Origin of the sequence: Acinetobacter sp. FDAARGOS_558 (genome assembly GCF_003937785.1) — a bacterium.
Classification (GTDB): domain Bacteria; phylum Pseudomonadota; class Gammaproteobacteria; order Pseudomonadales; family Moraxellaceae; genus Acinetobacter; species Acinetobacter baumannii.
On the sequence record NZ_RKJH01000001.1, the window covers coordinates 693,620 to 713,702 of the forward strand.

The 20,083-nt window shown below is 35.2% G+C and carries 20 protein-coding genes; 5 read left to right on the forward strand and 15 right to left on the reverse strand.

From position 1 onward, the window contains the following. Positions 1-27 precede the first annotated feature (27 nt). The gene (gene leuE / locus EGT34_RS03340) at positions 28-678 is read left to right on the forward strand and encodes a leucine efflux protein LeuE (protein ID WP_000467074.1); all 651 of its coding nucleotides are present in this window, start codon (positions 28-30) and stop codon (positions 676-678) included. 36 nt (positions 679-714) lie between these two features. Here leuE and EGT34_RS03345 read toward each other — a convergent pair whose 3' ends face one another. Beyond that, positions 715-1,188, reverse strand: a complete 474-nt coding sequence (locus tag EGT34_RS03345) for an Lrp/AsnC family transcriptional regulator (RefSeq protein WP_000344224.1) — start codon at positions 1,186-1,188, stop codon at positions 715-717. 186 nt (positions 1,189-1,374) lie between these two features. Here EGT34_RS03345 and EGT34_RS03350 point away from each other — a divergent pair, with 186 nt between their 5' ends. Beyond that, a complete protein-coding gene (locus EGT34_RS03350; protein WP_024437112.1) occupies positions 1,375-2,547 on the forward strand; it encodes a benzoate/H(+) symporter BenE family transporter in 1,173 nt (390 codons plus the stop codon). Between the two features lie 73 nt (positions 2,548-2,620). Here EGT34_RS03350 and EGT34_RS03355 read toward each other — a convergent pair whose 3' ends face one another. From EGT34_RS03355 to EGT34_RS03370, 5 genes are all read right to left on the reverse strand, one after another. After that, a complete protein-coding gene (locus EGT34_RS03355; RefSeq protein ID WP_000775746.1) occupies positions 2,621-3,340 on the reverse strand; it encodes an MgtC/SapB family protein in 720 nt (239 codons plus the stop codon). 15 nt (positions 3,341-3,355) lie between these two features. After that, complete coding sequence (mgtA, locus tag EGT34_RS03360) at positions 3,356-6,112, reverse strand: magnesium-translocating P-type ATPase (RefSeq protein WP_000674107.1); 2,757 nt, start codon at positions 6,110-6,112, stop codon at positions 3,356-3,358. 563 nt (positions 6,113-6,675) lie between these two features. After that, positions 6,676-7,119 carry an RDD family protein gene (locus tag EGT34_RS03365; RefSeq protein WP_000221476.1) on the reverse strand — a complete coding sequence of 148 codons (444 nt, stop codon included), beginning with the start codon at positions 7,117-7,119 and terminating at the stop codon, positions 6,676-6,678. Positions 7,120-7,391: 272 nt separating this feature from the next. After that, positions 7,392-7,565 carry a hypothetical protein gene (locus tag EGT34_RS20955; protein WP_001139332.1) on the reverse strand — a complete coding sequence of 58 codons (174 nt, stop codon included), beginning with the start codon at positions 7,563-7,565 and terminating at the stop codon, positions 7,392-7,394. 178 nt (positions 7,566-7,743) lie between these two features. Continuing rightward, on the reverse strand, positions 7,744-7,971 hold the full coding sequence (locus EGT34_RS03370) for a hypothetical protein (protein WP_000774578.1): 228 nt from the start codon (positions 7,969-7,971) through the stop codon (positions 7,744-7,746). 288 nt (positions 7,972-8,259) lie between these two features. On the opposite strand from EGT34_RS03370, the gene EGT34_RS03375 reads away from it, so the two are divergent. Beyond that, a complete protein-coding gene (locus EGT34_RS03375; protein ID WP_024437375.1) occupies positions 8,260-8,703 on the forward strand; it encodes a universal stress protein in 444 nt (147 codons plus the stop codon). A gap of 259 nt (positions 8,704-8,962) precedes the next feature. After that, the gene (locus EGT34_RS03380; protein ID WP_000193888.1) at positions 8,963-10,549 is read left to right on the forward strand and encodes an ATP-binding cassette domain-containing protein; all 1,587 of its coding nucleotides are present in this window, start codon (positions 8,963-8,965) and stop codon (positions 10,547-10,549) included. A 73-nt stretch (positions 10,550-10,622) separates the two neighbouring features. Here the strand turns inward: EGT34_RS03380 and EGT34_RS03385 are convergent, their stop codons facing one another. From EGT34_RS03385 to EGT34_RS03400, 4 genes are all read right to left on the reverse strand, one after another. Continuing rightward, complete coding sequence (locus EGT34_RS03385) at positions 10,623-11,048, reverse strand: hypothetical protein (RefSeq protein WP_000720304.1); 426 nt, start codon at positions 11,046-11,048, stop codon at positions 10,623-10,625. Positions 11,049-11,477: 429 nt separating this feature from the next. Beyond that, a complete protein-coding gene (locus EGT34_RS03390) occupies positions 11,478-11,609 on the reverse strand; it encodes a hypothetical protein (RefSeq protein WP_000161254.1) in 132 nt (43 codons plus the stop codon). Between the two features lie 179 nt (positions 11,610-11,788). Further along, on the reverse strand, positions 11,789-12,901 hold the full coding sequence (locus EGT34_RS03395) for an OmpW/AlkL family protein (protein ID WP_004736587.1): 1,113 nt from the start codon (positions 12,899-12,901) through the stop codon (positions 11,789-11,791). A 305-nt stretch (positions 12,902-13,206) separates the two neighbouring features. Then, positions 13,207-15,363 carry a TonB-dependent siderophore receptor gene (locus EGT34_RS03400; protein WP_001189916.1) on the reverse strand — a complete coding sequence of 719 codons (2,157 nt, stop codon included), beginning with the start codon at positions 15,361-15,363 and terminating at the stop codon, positions 13,207-13,209. A gap of 192 nt (positions 15,364-15,555) precedes the next feature. Here EGT34_RS03400 and EGT34_RS03405 point away from each other — a divergent pair, with 192 nt between their 5' ends. Then, positions 15,556-16,062, forward strand: a complete 507-nt coding sequence (locus tag EGT34_RS03405) for a GNAT family N-acetyltransferase (RefSeq protein ID WP_001019946.1) — start codon at positions 15,556-15,558, stop codon at positions 16,060-16,062. 32 nt (positions 16,063-16,094) lie between these two features. Here EGT34_RS03405 and EGT34_RS03410 read toward each other — a convergent pair whose 3' ends face one another. The 5 genes from EGT34_RS03410 to EGT34_RS03430 all read right to left on the reverse strand — a co-directional run bounded on the left by EGT34_RS03410 (position 16,095) and on the right by EGT34_RS03430 (position 19,792). Continuing rightward, positions 16,095-16,478 (reverse strand): hypothetical protein, encoded by a 384-nt coding sequence (locus EGT34_RS03410; protein ID WP_000825559.1) that lies wholly within the window; start codon positions 16,476-16,478, stop codon positions 16,095-16,097. Positions 16,479-16,652: 174 nt separating this feature from the next. After that, on the reverse strand, positions 16,653-16,934 hold the full coding sequence (locus EGT34_RS03415; RefSeq protein WP_000650375.1) for a hypothetical protein: 282 nt from the start codon (positions 16,932-16,934) through the stop codon (positions 16,653-16,655). Between the two features lie 188 nt (positions 16,935-17,122). Then, positions 17,123-17,593 carry a hypothetical protein gene (locus tag EGT34_RS03420; RefSeq protein WP_001123841.1) on the reverse strand — a complete coding sequence of 157 codons (471 nt, stop codon included), beginning with the start codon at positions 17,591-17,593 and terminating at the stop codon, positions 17,123-17,125. Positions 17,594-18,006: 413 nt separating this feature from the next. Next, positions 18,007-18,258, reverse strand: a complete 252-nt coding sequence (locus tag EGT34_RS03425) for a hypothetical protein (RefSeq protein ID WP_000179474.1) — start codon at positions 18,256-18,258, stop codon at positions 18,007-18,009. A 298-nt stretch (positions 18,259-18,556) separates the two neighbouring features. Further along, positions 18,557-19,792 (reverse strand): mechanosensitive ion channel family protein, encoded by a 1,236-nt coding sequence (locus EGT34_RS03430; protein ID WP_000345328.1) that lies wholly within the window; start codon positions 19,790-19,792, stop codon positions 18,557-18,559. Positions 19,793-20,083: the final 291 nt, after the last annotated feature.

Below are 20,083 nucleotides of genomic sequence, written 5' to 3' on the forward strand. Positions count from 1 at the left end.
AAAAATCGGTTTTTTATTGGGTTTCTCGTGTTCGGCATAACAGACTTAACAACATATATTATTGGTACATTCCTAATTGTGTTATTGCCAGGGCCCAATTCTCTTTATGTGATGTCGATTGCTTCACGCTATGGTATTAAAACCGGATATATGGGGGCACTTGGTATTTTTACCGGTGACTTAATTTTAATGCTCTGTACTGTACTTGGTGCGGCTTCTTTATTAAAAGCATTCCCTTGGGTTTTTATCGTACTCAAACTCGTCGGCGCACTTTACTTGTCTTATTTAGGTTTTAAGCTTTTACAAGGCAGTATTCAGCGCTGGAAATTACGTAATCAACCCCAAGCAGAAATGGCTGATTTACCTGCTTTAGATAAAGTTCACCCTTATAAAACAGCCTTAAGTATTAGTTTACTCAACCCTAAAGCGATTTTATTTTTCCTGTCTTTCTTTGTGCAGTTTGTTGAACCGGATTATGCCTATCCAGCTTTAAGCTTTTTAATTTTAGCGGTGATTTTACAAATTATTAGCTTTAGTTATTTAACTGCGCTTATTTTCTCTGGAATTAAACTTTCAACTTTTTTCAAACAAAACCATAAAATTGCAGCAAGCGGAATTTTCTTAGTTGGCATTTTATTTTTCGGATTTGGCTTAAAGCTGGCAACTTCAACAATGTAAGCTGCCGAGTCAAGGAAGTCAGAATTTATTAAGTTGTTAAAATGCCAGCATGCCATCTGTTTTAACTTCATTGAGCACAAAAAATGTCCTCACCTGTCTTACCCCAGGTAAGGCAATAATTTTTTCACTATGAAAACGGTTAAAAGCAGCCAAATCTTTAACACGAATTTTTAGAAAGTAATCGACTTCTCCGGCAACCAAGTAACATTCTAGAACATTCTCCAAATCACCTGCTGCTTGTTCAAATGCCTGAAAGCTATCAGGTGTCGAGCGATCCAGCACTACTCCGACCAAAACAATAGTCTCACGTTGCACCATACTCGGATTGATTCGAGCACGTACATCCAAGATGGCCCCAATCTTAAAAAGACGCTGAGTATGGTTCCAACATGACGAAGTACTAATGCCAACAAGTTTTGCCAGTTCAGCATTACTTAAACGTCCATTCTCTTGTAAACAGCGCATAATTTTCAATTCAAGAGGTGTTAAATTTTCAGCCTGCTCATCCATAAAACAATATCCCAAATTCCCCGTTTGTTATGAAATAAATAATACCATTAATGGCTATTTAAAAAATATTCTTTCATTTTAAAGTCAAAAATAGAAAGCACCTTCTTAAAAAAAATTGTTAGATTTACCTAGCTGAAAACATAGGCAGAAACATATTAATTTTTCAGGGACTTAGAACATTTAGCTATGCAAAAGATTCTTCAAAATTTCTCAATACCAGCCGTATTTGCTGGTTTTATTACCTTTCTTATTGGTATTAGTGTTTCGGCTATTTTAGTGATTCAGGCTGCTCAAGCTTTAGGTGCGTCATCTGAACAAATCACCTCATGGTTTTGGGCTTTAGGCTTAGGTATTGGTTTATCAGGACTCATCCTTTCTTGGAAATTTAAATATCCCGTAGCAACAGCTTGGTCAACTGCGGGCCTCGCTTTAATTATGGCAACAGGTAGTGGCTATAGTTTAAATGAAGCAATTGGCGCTTTTTTAGTAGGTGGTTTACTTACTGCGATTTTAGGCTTTTCAGGTATATTCCAAAAAGCGCTTTCCTATATACCACAAAGCTTAACCAGTGCCATGCTTGCCGGAGTTTTGCTTAAGTTTGGGATTTCGCTTTTCGCGAGCTTGCAAAATGATTGGATATTTGTTTTATCTTTACTCGCTATTTATGTCATTACAAAAAGATTATGGCCGCGTTACAGCATTGTATTTACCGCCTTGGCAGGTATTGCCCTCTGCCCTGTCTTTTTAGACTTTCATATGCCTACTCTTGAGTGGTCCTTGGCTAAACCCGTTTGGATTAGTCCTGAATTTAGCTGGTCAGCACTTTTAGGCTTAGCATTACCACTTTTTGTGATTAGCATGGCATCGCAATATCTACCCGGTATAGCCATGATCAAGAGTTATGGCTATAAACCGCACGTTAATCAACTAATTGGTTGGACTGGTTTAACTCAAGTTGTGCTTGCACCTTTTGGATGTTACAGCGTTAATATTGCTGCGATAAGTGCTGCCGTAAGCTTAGACGACCAAGTTCATCCTGATCCAAGCAAACGTTATATTGCGGGTATAAGCTGTGGTTTTTTTTATGTGTTGATGGGGCTATTTGCTGCAACTCTCACAAGCTTGCTGATGTCTTTTCCTCATATTTTTATTGTAGCGTTAGCAGGCATTGCCTTACTTGGTACGATTAGTCACAACATTGCGCTTGCGTTTGGTCCAGTTGAAGACCGTGAAGCGGCATTATTTACCTTTTTATGTAGTGCGTCAGGTATCCAATTTTTCGGTGTTGGTTCAGCTTTCTGGGGACTGGTTGTCGGTATTGTTGTATTTATAGTCCTTAAATTTAAAGCTAAAAAATAAGGCTTAAACGAAAGAGTTTGCGCTTCATCATTTAGAGAAATTCATAAACAATTAAGCGCAAACTCTCGTTAAATTAGTTAATTGTATTTTTATCCCAAAAAGCCTGCCGTATTTGTGGCATAGCATTTAAGTGATTAATGATGTGTTGTGCTTCTTCTGCTTCAATTGAAGTTGCAATTAGCGTTACTTCTATCTCAACCTCTTTTTCTCCAAAAGGCGTGACATCAATATCTTTAGCAGGATAATTATGATGCTTTAAGGTTAGGTTTAATTCATCCATAACGACCTTGCTCTGACTTCGGTCACATATAATGTAAATTACATGTAAAACTTCTGTGTCATCGTCTAACGGACGACGGTCAATGATATGGACAATCGGTCTTAATAGCGTATTGGCAGATAAAATAAAGGCTGTCGCCAATATTGCTTCAATAATTAAATCAGCACCCGCGGCAGCACCTACTGCCGCAGAACACCATAAAGTCGCTGCGGTATTTAAACCGTGGATGTTGCCTTCTTGGCGCATAATGACACCCGCACCCAAAAAACCAATACCCGAAACAACATAGGCAATTACCCGAACAGCTCCATCTGCTCCAGTAAGATTAATTGCAATATCTACAAAAATTGCCGCACCTACCGCAACTAGAACATTTGTTCGAAGACCAGCTGTACGTTGCCTATACTGACGTTCGAACCCAATTAACGCCCCTAAAACAAAAGCAACCGAGAGACTAATTAAAGTATCAATAATATTTGATAAGTCTGTATGTTGTAGAAATTGCAATTTCATTTTGCACCTATTGTTTTATTGCCAGCCATAACGGCGGATATAGATTTTCTTTACCCATTGAGTAACACACATATAAGCACCTAAAATTAAAGGTAAATATAAGAAATAACTTAAAGGTAAAGCTTGTAGTTTTAAATAGCTTGCTAAAGGACCCATTGGTAAGAAAATCCCGATACACATAATCACCGCTGTCATTATTAATAATGGAGTCGCGGCACGACTCTGAATAAATGGAATTTGAGCTGTACGGATCATATGGACAATTAATGTCTGGGTAAGTAAACCCACCACAAACCAGCCTGATTGGAATAGCGTCTGATGTTCAGGAGTATTTGCTGAAAATACAAACCACATTAACCCAAAAGTAATCATGTCAAAAATGGAGCTAATCGGTCCAAACACCACCATAAAGCGGCCAACTTCTTCAGGTTGCCAACGCTGTGGTTTTGCAATTAGCTCTTCATCCACATTGTCAAAAGGGATCACAATTTGTGAAACATCATAAAGTAAGTTTTGAATCAATAAGTGGATAGGCAGCATTGGTAAAAATGGAATAAAAGCACTCGCAATAAGTACCGAAAAAACGTTACCAAAATTTGAACTCGCCGTCATTTTGATATATTTCAGCATATTGGCAAAAGTTCTACGGCCTTCAATCACACCTTTTTCAAGAACCATCAGGCTTTTTTCAAGCAAGATTAAATCTGCAGACTCTTTAGCGATATCTACTGCGGTATCTACTGAAATACCAATATCGGCAGCACGTATAGCAGCGGCATCGTTAATACCGTCTCCTAAGAAACCAACCACGTGACCATTTGCTTTTAACTGCTCAACAATACGTTCTTTGTGAACCGGACTTAATTTCGCAAAAATGTGGTATTGCTCTACTGCTCTTTTGAGTTGTTGATCAGTTAAGGTTTCAATTACACCGCCCAATAAAACTTGATCATAATTCAGGCCAATTTCTCGGCACACTTTTTGGGTGACAAACTCATTATCCCCAGTTAGCACTTTTACCGTTACACCATGGGCATGTAAACTCTGTATAGCTTCTTTGGCAGACTCTTTAGGTGGATCAAGAAAAGTAATATAACCTATTAAAATCAGATCACTTTCGTCAACAACTGAATAATTTTCCTGATGATTTTTAAACTCACGATACGCTACTGCCACCACTCTTAAACCATCTCGGTTATAGCGTTGAGTTAATGTCTCAATTGCTACTTCACGTTGCTTTGTTAAAGGCTCTACTTTGCCATTTACCTCGACATAACGGCAAACCTTTAACATTTCCTCAACTGCACCTTTGGTAATCATACGGGCTTTTTGTTGAGGCGTTTGTACCACGACTGACATACGGCGGCGATCAAAATCAAAAGGAACTTCATCTAACTTCTTGTAACGTAACTTCTGTATTTTGATCTGATCATCAACAGCTTCTAAAACAGCCACATCAAGCAAATTTTTTAGGCCTGTTTGATAATAACTATTTAAAAATGCCTGCATGAGTACAAAGTCTGATTTCCCGCCTTGAACATCAATATGTTGGGATAAAAAGATTTTGTCTTGAGTCAGTGTTCCAGTTTTATCGGTACACAGAACATCCATGGCACCAAAGTTTTGGATCGCATCTAGACGTTTAACAATCACTTTCTTTTTAGATAAGAAAACCGCTCCCTTTGCCAAAGTTGAAGTCACAATCATCGGTAGCATTTCTGGAGTAAGACCGACAGCTACAGATAATGCGAATAAAAATGCTTCGGCCCAATCGCCTTTGGTGAAGCCATTAATGAAAAGTACAACAGGTGCCATCACCAACATAAAGCGAATGAGCAACCAACTTACTTTGTTGACACCCATTTGAAATGCTGTCGTGCTCCGATCAGTAGCCGTAACTCGATGAGCCAATGCACCGAAATATGTTTGAATACCCGTACTTAAAACCACTGCCTGAGCTGAACCAGAAACAATATTGGTCCCCATGAATACAATATTATCTAGCTCTAAAGCGCTGGTTTCTTCGAGATTTTTCTGCAACGGAAATTTCTCGACAGGCATTGATTCACCAGTCATTGCAGCTTGAGAGACAAACAAATCTTTAGCAGACAAAATTCTACAATCCGCAGGAATCATGTCACCCGCAGATAATAAAATTACATCACCCGGCACTAAATACTGAATTGGTATTTCAAATTGGTGAGTGGTTTGATTTTTAGTATCAATGCCATAACGCTCATGTATAAGTTCTAAATCTTCTGCACTGACTTGATGGCGCAATACTGTAGCAGTATTACTCACCATTGCCTTTAAGGCATCCGCAGCTTGATTTGACTTTGCTTCTTGCCAGTAACGAAGTAGTGTTGAAAGAATTACCATCACACTAATAATGGTTGAACCCGTTAGATCATCGGTAAAGAAAGCAATCAATGCCAAAAGGCTAAGTAAAATATTGAACGGATTACGGTAGCAATACCAAAGGTGTTGCCACCAAGTTAATGGCTTTTCATGAGTAACTTCATTAAGCCCCACCGTCATTTGTTGGGTATACGCTTGCTCTTCTGTAAGCCCCGTCAAATGAGTATCGAATTGTTTTAATAGATCATTCGTTTGAACCCTTGATGCATTAAGCAAACGCTTAGATAAATTTTTGCTAATTTCTTGAGCATAACTAGATTGATGTAGCTCTTTAAAAGATCGATTACGACCGAAAAAACGCATCAAATGAAATCTTTTTAAAAATGCTGTGAAGAGTCGTTGCCAGAATTTCATCACGAAATCCTCCATTTTTTAGGCGTACAAAGCTCTCGACCTTATTGAAAATAAAGTCTTTTAAATTTTTTAATTTAGAAAGGAATAGGAGATCGTAGACTTACGATGAAGAAGAGAAAATTAGCCCAAAGCCAGACCAACGTTGACGGAATGTCACATAACTGCACATGGTCCGAATGCTTTGAATCGCATGAGACGAATTGTTTACCAAGATTAAAATCTGGTAGATACAACGGTCGTGTATGGAAGCGTATAAAAACATTGGCTTCTCCCCATTTCTAGCGAGAAACTAAACAGATAAATGCTGAAGTGAATGATTACAAATCAAGTAATTTGTATAGGTTTAATCTAATTTTTAACAAAGCTATCTCATTGCAAGATAGCCTCTCCTAAAGGTTACCTTGCTCAGTATTGGCTTTGGTTTAATTGATAATTAAACTCGAACCTCGAACAACTACCCATTTAGGATCTCCGTTAAATAAACTCGCGGCAAGTATAGGTTTTACTCTACAAGGCACAAGATTTTTTTTGTAATTTTTTATTAATTCATCTGTGACTATAACTCATAGTTCTCTAACCACCACTGTTTTCGCCATCTTGTCATGCCATCCTTGTTTTTTAGCATCAAATGCGACCCAAATAAGACCGATACAAAACACTAAAATAGATGGAATATATCCGATATAGCGAATGAGAGATTGTACGAAAGTTAACTTATTACCTGTCTTTTCATCGAGAACTTTTAAACGCATTAGACGTTTTCCTGGAGTCCCTGCAAAGTAGATCCAACACAAAACAGTATATAAAAATGGAAATGCATAATTTACGATCATATCAAACCAATAGTTTTGCGGTTTACTACTCATACCTGTAGCAAATATGAGATCGTAATCTCCATGATAAAAAATCCATGCGGCTGGAATAATTGCTAAAAAAAGAATAAGAGTATCAATGATCATTGCGCCAAATCTTAACCAAAACCCTGCATATTCATATTTATAGGTCATGTGTTCACCTCGCTTTTGTTATTTTTTACCTAATGCCACAGTAACTAATTTATTGGTCTTTCATCGTAATTGAAATCTTTTTATTTTTAAATACTTAATGTATTTTTTAATTTCTGATTTTATTTAGAATTGTAATAAGATTTTTGAAAAATAAAAGCCACATCAATTTAAGTTAAAATAATATATATCATATTAAAATATTTAAATTACACCTCATTTGTATGAGGTGAAAACTAATTATATTTATTAATTTAATCATTTATAACCAATGATTATTTCCAGAATAAAACATCAATTTTAAATTCTTTTTTTAGCAAAAAAGCTGCACAAATAAGCCCAATACCGATGATGATTAAAAACATGCTTAAACTTAATAATCCTCCCACAGCAGAGCAAAAGCCTAAAATAGCTAAAATATAAAATAAAATTACACTAATACTTGGCATTCAATTTATTCCACTACTTAAAAATAAAAGCAATTTATTCTATCGAGTCTGTAAAGGAATGCTGTTTTCAAATGTTGATTACACCCCATATTTGTATCAACTTAAAAACAATATGTTAATAATTCCTACTAAATGTAAACAACAAAAATATAAATGTGATAAATATCACATTTATATTTTATTTAACTTCAAAATAATGTTTTTCAGTAATAAGTTTTATTTTTAGATTTTTATATAATCGATCTTTTGAGTTTTCTAACGAAGGAACAACTTTTTCTGCAAACTTATCATCTGCCATGAGTCTTGCATAAGTTTTATATCCAATCACTAGCTTTTCTGGCTCTTTACCAGTTTGGCGAAATTCCTCGATAAGTTTACTGACTTTCTTTGCTGTTAAATCGGCCATATCTTACTACTTCCCCCTTACATATGATTCGGTTATACGATTTCTGTGTGACAAAAATATGAAAGGTAATTTATTGTAAAGTTCTTCTAAAAAATTAAATTGGGCTTAGTTTCAACTCCCTCTTTATCAATCTCAAATAAAAGCATTAAAAATCAAATATATAATTAAATACTATTTAATTTAAGTACAAGTGAATTGAATTGATTTCTACCTTTAAACAAATGTGTTAATCTTTAAGTAAGAAAAGCTTCATACATATAACAACTTGTAAATAAGAGGAATAACATTATGAATTACCGACATATTATTGTACCTGTAGATGGTTCTGAGATTTCTTTGGCAGCAGCACGACAAGCGGCCCATATCGCTAAAGCTTTTGGTAGTAAACTTACAGCAATTAGTCTGGTTGCAGTGGACCCGTTTAGTAGTGTCGATTTCTATTACATCTCTCCTGTTGTAAAAGATTATTTTGTTGAAGCGCGTGCTAATGCAGAAAAAACACTTGCGAAAGTAAAAGCCCTATGCGCTGAAGAAGGTGTTGATATTGAAACACAAATTATTCAAGGTGAAATCTCATCTGATGGCATTCTTAAAGCTGTAGAAGAGTTGGGTTCAGACCTGATTGTTATTGGTTCACATGGTCGTAAAGGTTTCCAAAAACTTATTTTGGGTAGTTTTGCACAAGATGTTCTAAACAGCACTAAAATCCAAGTTTTGGTGGTAAAAGAATAATTGCTGAGTCGACTAAAAGCCTAATCCATTGATTAGGCTTTTTATCATAAAAAATGCATAAGTTTTACACAGCTTAAAAACCGTTATACACTATTGCTCTCTTACCCTCTATTTTGTGAGTCACGCCAATGAAGTAAGTCTTTTTTCTCATCAATTTTCTCTTTTTTGATGTGCAAAATAGACTATTCTTTAGTGACTTAGCGTCTTTATTTAAAGCTTTACATTCCTATTTTGTACATCCTGTATTTATGAGGTTCTTATGACTCAGCAGCAGGCATGTGTAATATCACAACTCACTTTGGAGTTTCCTTCAAAAGTGATGTTTAAAGAATTGAATTTCTCACTTGAGCATCATCAAGTATCAGCCTTAATTGGCCGCAATGGTCAAGGTAAGTCTTTACTTATGCAATTGCTTCACAAGATTTCACCCACTAGAGAAATGCATATAAGTGGTCAAATAAACTGGCAAACCAATCATGCATATTTATCTCAGCTCACTCGTCTCCAATCAGTCACAATTGCAGAAGCTTTAGAGGTCAACCATCTTTACAACGCTTTTCAAAGAGTGGAACAAGGCGAAGCTGAATACGATGATTATGATTTGTTAGAAGGACATTGGGATCTTCCTAATATTTGGGAGGCTTTACTACGATCTGCTCAGCTACCAACCGATTTAGACTTTCCTGTTAAGCAGTTGAGCGAAGGCCAAAAAACCAAGTTAGCCTTATCCGCATTATTTTTAAAAACTGATCATTACCTATTACTTGATGAGCCAAGCAACCATCTCGATCAAGAAGCTAGACAGTGGCTAATTGCTCAGTTAAAGAAACATCCAGCAGGCGCTTTTATTATTAGTCATGATCTGACTTTGTTAAATGAAGTCGACCATATTTATCACTTAAATGAGCATGGCCTACAGCACACTACAGGAAATTATGAAAAATTTTATGAGCAATATCAGTCCCAAATCGAGGCTTTAGAACAGTCAGTACATCAGCATCAACGTGAAGTTAAGCACATGAAGCAAAAGCAGCATGAAGTTTTAATGAAAGCCCAAAAACGTGAACGTGCTGGCAACAAACTTCGTGACTCAAACTCGCAAGCTAAAATTTTGCTCGATTTTAAAAAAGAACAGGCTGGGCAAAGCCTAGGAGCAATTCATTCCCAACATCAGCGTCAAATCGATCAAAGCCAGCAAGACTTGAAGAGTAAAAAAGTACTTCTAGAAACTGTTAAGCCCCAACAATTTATATTCCCCTCTTTTAACAAAAGAACAGGAGAAATTCTTAGAATTGAGAACTTAAAACTCAACTATGGGACACAACAACCAATTCATCTCGCCTTAAGAGCTTGTCAAAAGATTCATTTGGTTGGCCGAAATGGTATTGGGAAATCAACTTTGCTGAAACAGATTGATCAATCAGCTGTAACTGCTACAGATGAAATTAAACTGTTTGCAAATTGCTTCTATCTCGACCAGAACTTTAGCTTTTTATTAGACCATCTCTCTGCTGTTGAAAACTTAAGAAATATTAACCCAAATATTACTGAGTTAGAGTGGAGAAATTTATTAGGTCAGCTTCGGATTCGTGGTGATAAAAGCACATATCCCTTAGCTCAACTCAGTGGTGGTGAGAAGTTAAAAGTTGCTTTACTAGGTTTGAGCCATGCTCAGCCTATGCCTGAACTTTTACTACTTGATGAACCAGAAAACCACTTAGATATCGAGTCAAGAGAGTTATTTGCAAATGCTATTTCTAGTTATGAAGGTGCTGTGCTATTAGTTTCACATGATTTAAGTTTTGTTGAAAAATGCGGAATTGTTGATTCAATTTATTTAAATTAACACTACGCTATTTTTATGCCTATATAAAAGCTCTAACTATTAGAGCTTTTATATAAATCTTTTAATTATCATTTTATTTTTTATTATCTAATATTTGTAGATCTAGATTAAAAGAAACTGCTCTATTTCTTTGTGCGCTTTTTTTCATTTGATAAACTTGAACAATATAATCACCATCAACAGGTAGCGTTACTTCACCTGAAAAACCTACAGTCGAACCCACGAATAATGGCTTATCTTTACCAGGCTTTTGACCTGGAGCGAAAATATTAATATAAGCTAAATTACCATAACTATTAATATTAAATTTTAAAATCTGTCCACTTTTTGCAAAAACTCGATATCTTACATCATCATAACCTTGAAACTTTCCGGTTAACGTAATTTGAGAAGAACCTTTTAAAAAGCTTACTTTAGTCTCAACATTTTTAGCAACTACAGATAATGGTATAGATGAAATCAAACTAGATAATAATAAAATTTTAATGATTTTTTTCATTTTTAGTCCTCAAAATTATTTTTAAATTATTATAAGAAAGATAATTTTTATTAAATTTAACTTTATGTATAGATTTGATGAGTAGCGTTTGGATTTGTAAGTTATTTCATCACTATTCAAAAATGAGTATCATTAAAATTAACTTATCAACCCTCTAACTTTTACAACCGAAATTTATGGTAATGGTCATAATGAGTCATTTTATAAAAGTGGCTTAAGTACATGCCATATAAAAACCGTATTTAATTCAATGCAAGTTATGGAAACCAACTGGCACATACAAAAGAAGATTCATATTTTTCTATAGGGGGGTTGTCTTATTAACGCAAGATGAGTTTGATCCCTAACAATAGCTAGGAATAGCAATAGCAAGACGCAGCAAAGTTATTTTAAAGCCCATCTAACGATAGGCTTTAAAATTTATAAAAATTAGGAGTCTTTATCCATTGAGTGTGGAGTCGTGGTTTTATCTTGCTGTTTAGTATCATTCTCACCTTGGCAAGCCGCCACAGAAAGCGAAACGATTGCTGCTAAACCTAGGGTAGCGATAATTTTAGTCATATCTCACCTCATACAGTTTTAATTGATTAGCTTATAAATACTGGCTATCAATATTACGATCAGCATAGATTTATAGACTTTTTTGTAGTGTTCACAAAGAAATGTAAAATGAAAAAGTATCCCAAAGATTTTAGTTTATTAAATTCATCTTCAGGATACTGCTTCAAATAATTAAAAAATTAAAATCTGTAGCCCACCCCTAAATATGTAATGATCGGATCAATATCAACTTTAGTTGACCCATGAATTAAGCGAGCACCCGTATTTTGGTTAATGACATCAATTTGTGTTCGATTATTTAGTTTTGCATAAGATACTGAGGCAACCGTATACCAAGAATCATTAAAATCATAAGTAAAACCAGCAGTAAATATAGGCGCAATCGCATCATCTGCATCTACTTTAACCACCATATTTCCACTAGACTCTTTACGATCCAAGGCAGCCCCAGCCTTACCATCTAATACATTTTGAATCATATGACCTGCAGAGATCAGGTCAGAACGAATTTCGTCATTTAGCTTAATATCATTAAAATGAGCATACATTAAACCCACACCTAAATAAGGTCTAAACTTGTTCACCCCACTCTTCCCAAATTGATATTGTGCTTCAATTGCAGGGGTCCAAGCACGAACACTAGCTGCTTTAGGTTTATTGCCTAAGTTAGTAATCGGGACTGCTTGACCTAAGGTAATGCCGTTCGGAAAAAGAATTTTAACTAATTCATGTGGTGACAACGCGACACCGCTTAATGGAGCTAAGATTTCGCCTTGACCTTTAATATCGACTTTAGGGGGAATGCCTCCAATAAATTGTAAAGACACATTGTCATTGAGATAATAGTTAAACATAAGCCCTAATGTGTCTGTGTCATCTACTTCAAGGCCGGCATCATTTTGATGCCACTGCTCTAACCCTTGAATCGTTGCCTCACCTGCTACCTCAGGTTTTATATTGCCTTCTTCATCAAGTAGAAGCCCTTTTAAAAAGTCATCATTTAAAGCGAGTTCAAGAAACTCTTTTTGATTAAAAGGTTCACCGCCTACATCTACCTCTGTAGCATTAGGATCAACGGAGTTTAAGAAACTGGTCGGGGAAATGCTTCCAACTTTAGCAACTGTTCCATTTTTAACGCTTGTATTGATATTAAATGGATTAGCTTTACCTTGAGGCATTACATGTAACCAACCTGCCGAGACAGAAAACCGTTTTACTCCCTCTGCATAACTCATATTTGCAAATATCAATAATGAGCTGGCTATTACTATTTTCGATAATTTTATTTTCATTTTTATTCCATCCTAGAAATGCATATTGCTAACTCTGCAATATGTTCTTGGAATATAGCCAAGTTATATTTTTTATCAATTAGTATAATTTTTAAGCAAATAAATTTAAGTTAAATCCATCACATTTTCATATATAAATTCATGACTTAGTTATCTTAATTAGCAGACGAACGGTAAAATTTTAGTTAAAAATAATTTTATCAAATGGTAAAAAATAGAGGTGAAAACCAGTACTCTTTTGATACTTAGCTCTTTTTTAGAATTATAAAAAAAGCACCCGTAGGTGCTCTTAAAAAATAACTTCATTAAAACTTATATTGTAGTGTTAGCGCCGCATTTCGAGGAGCACCTAAAGTAATTTGGCCATACGCCGGAAAAACACCGTAATATTTTTTATCAAATACGTTGTTAATATTAAGCTGAGCTGAAAAATCTTTTGTAATTTGATAACGAGCCATAAGGTTTACAAGTGCATAATCTCCTTGCTCAACTTTCTCAATAACTTTCTTCGGATTCTTAGCATTAACATATGTACTGCTTTGCCAATTTACCCCGCCACCCACGGTTATGTTTTCTAATTTGCCTGGTAATTTATAGGTGGTAAATGTCTGAATCATCTTGCGAGGAAGTTGGGTATTAACATCGGCATCATTTGCATCTTTGGCAGAGAACTGGCTATAACCTGCTGTAATATTCCAGTCTGGTGTGATTTGTCCACTTACTTCAACTTCGAAACCTTCACTCGTCGCACCTTTTGCTGCCCGATAATAGGTTTCTTTTACCCCGTTACGAGTAACTTGTCCTGCTTCCTGAGCTAAATTGTCTTGCTTAATATGATAAAGCGCTAAAGTACCATTCAAACGTCCATCAAACCATGCAGATTTTAAGCCTACTTCAGTACTGTTTCCCTCAACCGGGTCTAAATAGTTTCCATCAAAGTCTTTATTGTCTTGAGGCTGAAAAATACTGGTATAACTTGCATAAGCAGTATAAACATCATTGAAATCATAGATAACCCCTGCATAAGGAACAAATTCGTGGTCATATTTTATGGATGAATTACGACCATATATATTCTTTTCATAATTTGTAAAACGTCCACCTAAAATAAATTTTAGAGGCTCAATCGGATTTAAATAAGTCGCAGCGAATAGTGCATTTTGTTCAATATTATATTTCTCATTGAGTGTAGGTGCATTCCACACTGGCTCAGGCATGCTGCCGTTCCATTCAAAGAAATTGCCAATTTCCATTTTTGTATCAGTTGAACGAGCATATGCTGTAAAGTCCTGATTGGAATATTGATAACCCAAAACAACCTTTTGTTCTAAGCCCCACAAATCAAAACTACCATTGAACTGCAAAGAAGCATTATCTTGCTCTACCTCAAGGTCATACGCTGATGCATAAGGAGATAGCCCTAGACCAGTATTTTTATCTACACTACCTGAAACATATAAAAGCTTAGAATTAGCATCACGCTTACCATGAGAATAAGATAGTTTAGCTGACCAGTTGTCATTAAATTTATGAGTTAAATCTGCAAATAGGTTGGTATATTTAACATTCCAGCGTGTCCAGTCAGCACTTGTAGTGGTATTTTTAGACCAGTTCGTTTTTGTGCCATCACTAAACCAGACAGGTAAACCTCCCCACATTGGTCCACGCGGATCATCTTCCTGATAAGTTACCCCACCCGATAAAAGGGTATTTTCAGATAAATCCGCTTCAGCACTTAACAGTAAAGATAGCTTTTCTTTAGACAACAAGTCGGTATAGCTGTCGCCTTGTTCATATTGGGCCACTGCTCGTCCACGTACTGTCCCTGATTGATTAAGGGAGTTGGCAATATCACCCATAACACGGTAATTATCCCAACTCCCTGCACTCACTTCTACGTTAGCTGTTGGCTCTGTACTCGTAGCACGCTTACGAACCATATTAATCGCAGCAGATGGGTTTCCAGCACCAAATGTAAGACCTGTTGCCCCTCGAACTACATCAATATGATCATATAAGGCCATACTTGAGAAAATTTCACCTGAAGACCAAGGCAAGCTATATGTGGTGGGAATACCATCAATAATATAGTTATCTACTACAAAACCACGTGAATAGATTCCACCTCGGTTGGTTTCATAACGGTTGACACTTACCCCTGTAACATTTTCGGCGACCTCAACCAAAGTTGACAATTGCTGGTCTTGTAAACGCTGTTGAGTAATGACAGAAACAGATTGTGGAACCTCACGAACAGATAAACCCAGTGGAACCGCTGTATCTGTTTTCCCTGCTATATAACTTTTTTCATTTTCTTGGCCACTTCCAGCTTTTACTTTAATGGTAGGAAGAGTTCCATATTCCGAAGTCTGCTGATCAGTCTCTGCATGCGCTGAAATTGTGCTCATTGCTATTGCAAGTGCTAATGCATTAATTTGAAAGTGTTTCGTAGTCCTTTGCATAATCTTTAAGTAGCTTTAAAAAATTACATGAATAATACAAAGAATAATTATCATTTGATACTGATTATCAATATTACTTTCATTTATTTTATTTATGAATTATACAAGTTTTTATGATTGAAATTTATGCCTAACTAAGCCGATTGATGCTAAAAATAAAAGAGTAGCTGAGAAAAACGGATCAAACTTAAGATGAATATTTTTATTCGCGATGAGCGAGAAGAAGATATTAAAGAAATTGAAGAATTGACTAAAGCGGCATTTCTAAATGCTGAACATACAAGCCATACTGAACACTTTATTGTTAATAATTTAAGAAAGCACAAACAACTTACAGTCTCTTTAGTTGCGGTTGAAGATAATACTATTGTTGGGCATGTGGCAATTTCACCAGTGCAAATTTCATCAGGTGAAAAGAATTGGTATGGCTTAGGACCTATATCTGTCGCGCCGAATAAGCAAGGACAAGGCATTGGATCATTGCTTATGAATAGCTCTTTAGAAAAATTAAAAAAATTAGGCGCAAAAGGTTGTGTTTTATTAGGTGATCCAAAGTATTACAGTCGCTTTGGTTTTAAAGCATACCCTGACCTAAAACTAGCTGGAGTGCCCCCTGAATACTTCCAAGCCTTAAGTTTTCAAAATTATGTTCCTAAAGGTGATGTAAGCTACCATGAAGCATTTAATGCCCAAGAATAGTTTAGAATTTTCTTTATTAAAAATAGATTTTATTAATTATAAGAAATACAAAAGTCTAATTTATCAATCGGTTGCTTAAAACAGGTCCATGAATCTTTTTCCGGTTTTTCAATAATTTTTTTAGTCTTTAAATCACGATAATAAATAGTCGCATCTTTTAAATTCGACAAATTACTTCCTACAGAAACACATGAATCGTTATTTGAACAAATATTTGATTCTTTAATAAAAACTTTTGTATTAGCAAAAGTTAATCTTTCAAAGTTAGATGTCGAGTTATTTGTAGAAGAAAGTAAGCAAGGCTCAGTAATATTTCTACCATTCACTACAAAACAACTTTTACTGACTTCGAATGGCACTTGAGCAAAGGAGCTTGTAGCATAAGCTAATAGAAATAATATAATAAGGCGCTTCATGTTCTTTCTCTCTATATAATCAACATCTAGTCTAAAACTGCCTATAAATATTTAGACTATATTTTCAGTTCGCTATTTATAATACCTGTATTAAGATAAGTTAAATATTTACTATTCGATAAATTTTACAAAATATTAAAGCATTAGCTTATAGGCTACCTAACAATCGCAAAGTTATTCATTAAGCACCTTCCAATCGGTTCCAATTTGTGCCAAAGCTGGTAGCTCATCACTATTAAAAACATTGTAATTAGCATCTACAGCGAATCGATAGAGTGGTATTGAATCTGCCTCTGTTTTCTTAAAAAAACTAAAATCTTCAGTGATATGTATTAAGTCTTCTGCCCTATTATCTATTCCCAATTTGTTTCCACTGGCACCTGACGGTATATGTATATAACTTTCACAAGTTAATTCGACTATATTTCCATCTAGATCTTGATATGAACATTTCATGTTTAAACCCTTCCGTAATTTTTATAGATGTGTAGAAAAACTTAACATGCTATACAGATAAGTTATGGAATTTTTTATGATGTAATTGTTTAAGTATGTATATGGCAAAAGAAAACCGCCCCAGAAGGCGGTTGCTGAAATTTTCCAGCGATTATAAAAGTGCGGTGGACACACACTTTTATATGGTTTTAAACCAGATTTATTTTTTTATTATTTTTCTGATATTCTTCAGAATTAAAATAATTCACAATCATCTTTGCATTTTCTTCCGATACTGCTTTTTTATTTTCAACTACCGTCTGAGCTTCTTTTTTTGCGTTAAAGTCGGCTGGCACAATACTTGAAAGTGGTGGTAATTTTGGCTGCCCGCCAACCGTGATTCTTTCAATAAAGCTCGCTAGCCACATAATATATTCACCTTTATTTTTATATTTAGGCATTAAACTCATGTCGAGTTTAATCGTGCATTCACTTAAAGGTTTACTTAGGCATTCTTCAAAATCGATAAAATTGTATTTGAGTTTACAGGGAGTTCCCTTTATCTCTTTACGAATAATACTGACCAAGTTATTTAGTTGTTCGATCAGGTTATCTGAAAACAATTTATCTTCTTCTAGTTTTTTATAAACCTTCTCGGCAATTATTAGAAATTTTGGCATATTTCCTTCCCTCTTATATTGACCATCGCGATTGATCAGACTTTTAGGGAAGTATGATGAATATATTATTGCAATATGTAAGTATTGAAATACCAAATGTAATCTATAAGAGTGTTCTGAAACTGACTTCCATAACGAACCACAGCAATGAATAGAAATGTAAAATCCATCACATTTTAACTCCGAAAAATTTTTATAGTTAGTAATAATTTTCTAAAAAAATTAAGCTCATCAATAATATTATTTGACCGGTATTTTTTTGGTTTTTTTGAGTAAAAAATAGAATATAGAAATATTTGAATTATTTTTATTTTACTGCCTTGCTGAATAACCAAGTTGCCTAGTCGAGGGGCTAGAACGTTAACCGTGTCTTCAGCAAGGTCTTTTATGATTATGTTTTAGTTTGATGCTGCTCACGCACCGCTTAAAGCTGCTTCAAACATTTCAATAATTGCTTTGGCTCCTTCTGCCTTTTGCCTTGCGTCCTGATCGTCAAAGATAACCGTTTCGTCATTTAGTTCACTCACATATCGCCGGGCTTCGTCTAGAGCTCTCCTTATTTTTTGTACTTTATGTTTGTTTACGTCTTTGGCAATGGTTGGCGCATATCCTCCACGTTTAGCGTTTTTAAGTTGTCTAGCTCTGTTCTCAATTGCTGTAGCCATTCAAACACTCCAACTCACCTAACAAATCTTAGTAAAGCAACTTTATTGTTTGTTATTCTTAAACATTTAGTATTTTCTTTGTTCAAAGTGTCAAATTTGTTACTTAAGCCTTACTCCTGCAAGTTTTAGATTGAGTTTGCTTAAAATCTTTTAAGCTACAATGTGCATGTAGCTTTCAAAGTCAACTTATACAGCTATTTAATAATAATTTTCTAAGAATAGTTATAAATTAATGTATAAAATTATTAAAAAGATGCTATCTATTTGAAAATAAAATAGATAGCACGCTAACAGTTGTTTATTCTACTGTTAATTTCTGAAAATCATGGCCTGAAGGTGCCTGATACACTCTTAAGCCAAACTCAGGCAAAATCGCAATCAGATGATCAAAAATATCGGACTGAATTGCTTCATAAGAAACCCATGCAGTGGTATTGGTAAATGCATAAATTTCTAATGGTAGACCTTCACTCGTTGGTTGTAGTTGGCGAACAATAAGCGTTTGATTTTGAGCAATCCCCTTATGCTGGCGCAAATAGAATTCAACATATGCTCTAAATGTTCCAATATTGGTTAAGCGTCTTTTGTTATAACGTGACTGACTACCTAAATGCTTATTAAATTCGTCAATCTCAGATTGCTTGGCATTGAGGTATTGATCTAGCAATAAAAAATCTTTGAGTTTTTGTTGCTCTTCTTCGGTCATGAAGTGCACGCTAGTTTGATCGATATAAAGAGAACGCTTCATACGGCGACAGCCCGCATTACTCATACCACGCCAGTTTTTAAAAGTGTCTGTCACTAGTTTATTGGTTGGAATCGTGGTGTATGTTTTATCAAAGTTTTGAACGGTCACTGTGTGCAATGAAATATCAATGACATCACCATCAGCATTGAGCGATGGCATTTCAATCCAGTCCCCAATACGTACCATGTCATAAGAGGCAATTTGTACACTCGCGACCAATGACAAAATTGTATTTTGGAAAACTAACATTAATACGGCTGCCATTGCACCGAAGCCAGCCAACAACGTAAATACATCCTTTTTCAGGAATGTACCCAAAATCATTAATCCGCAGACAACAAAAATAATGAGTTTAACGAGTTGCAAGTAACCTTTAATCGGCTTGTTTCTAGATTTTGGATTACGCTGATAGATTAAATTAAATATATTTAATAATTCACTAATGGTGAGCGCAATCGTGAGAAAAATAAATGCCTGTGCGCCCATCTGTACCAAAGCAACCGCTTTTTCCGACAAATGCGGAACGGTAGTAATACCGTTCATAATGACAATGGCCGGCACAATATTGGCAAATCGCTTAATGACACTATGCTGGGCAAAAACCGACTGGTTGAGTGACTTAATTTTAGTCACTAAATGACGTATTCCCCGAACAATAATTCGTTTAGCAATGAAATTTGCTAATGCAGCAAAAAGGATCAAAAGTGTGAGCGAAACTAGCATTTCTAGCCAAGGATAGTTGCTTAACTCAGCTTGAAGATCACGATAAAAATTAAAAAAATCCAAAACCTACACCTTAAAACTTTATTTTCAATAATTTTAAAGTGTTCATGTGTTATAGATTAAGGCTTGTTTACATATGTCGTCATAAATACAACAAGGAAGTAATATTCAATCGTAAAATTAGATAAAAGCTGATCACTACTATTCGACTAGACAATAAATAGATTAACAAGTATGGAATAGGTGGAAAGATATTGATCTCAAGTCACTGCTTCTCTTTGTACTTATATAAAAAGAGATTTTTATTCCTTAAGAATGCTACATATGAACAAGTTTTAAGACTTTTTTAAATAT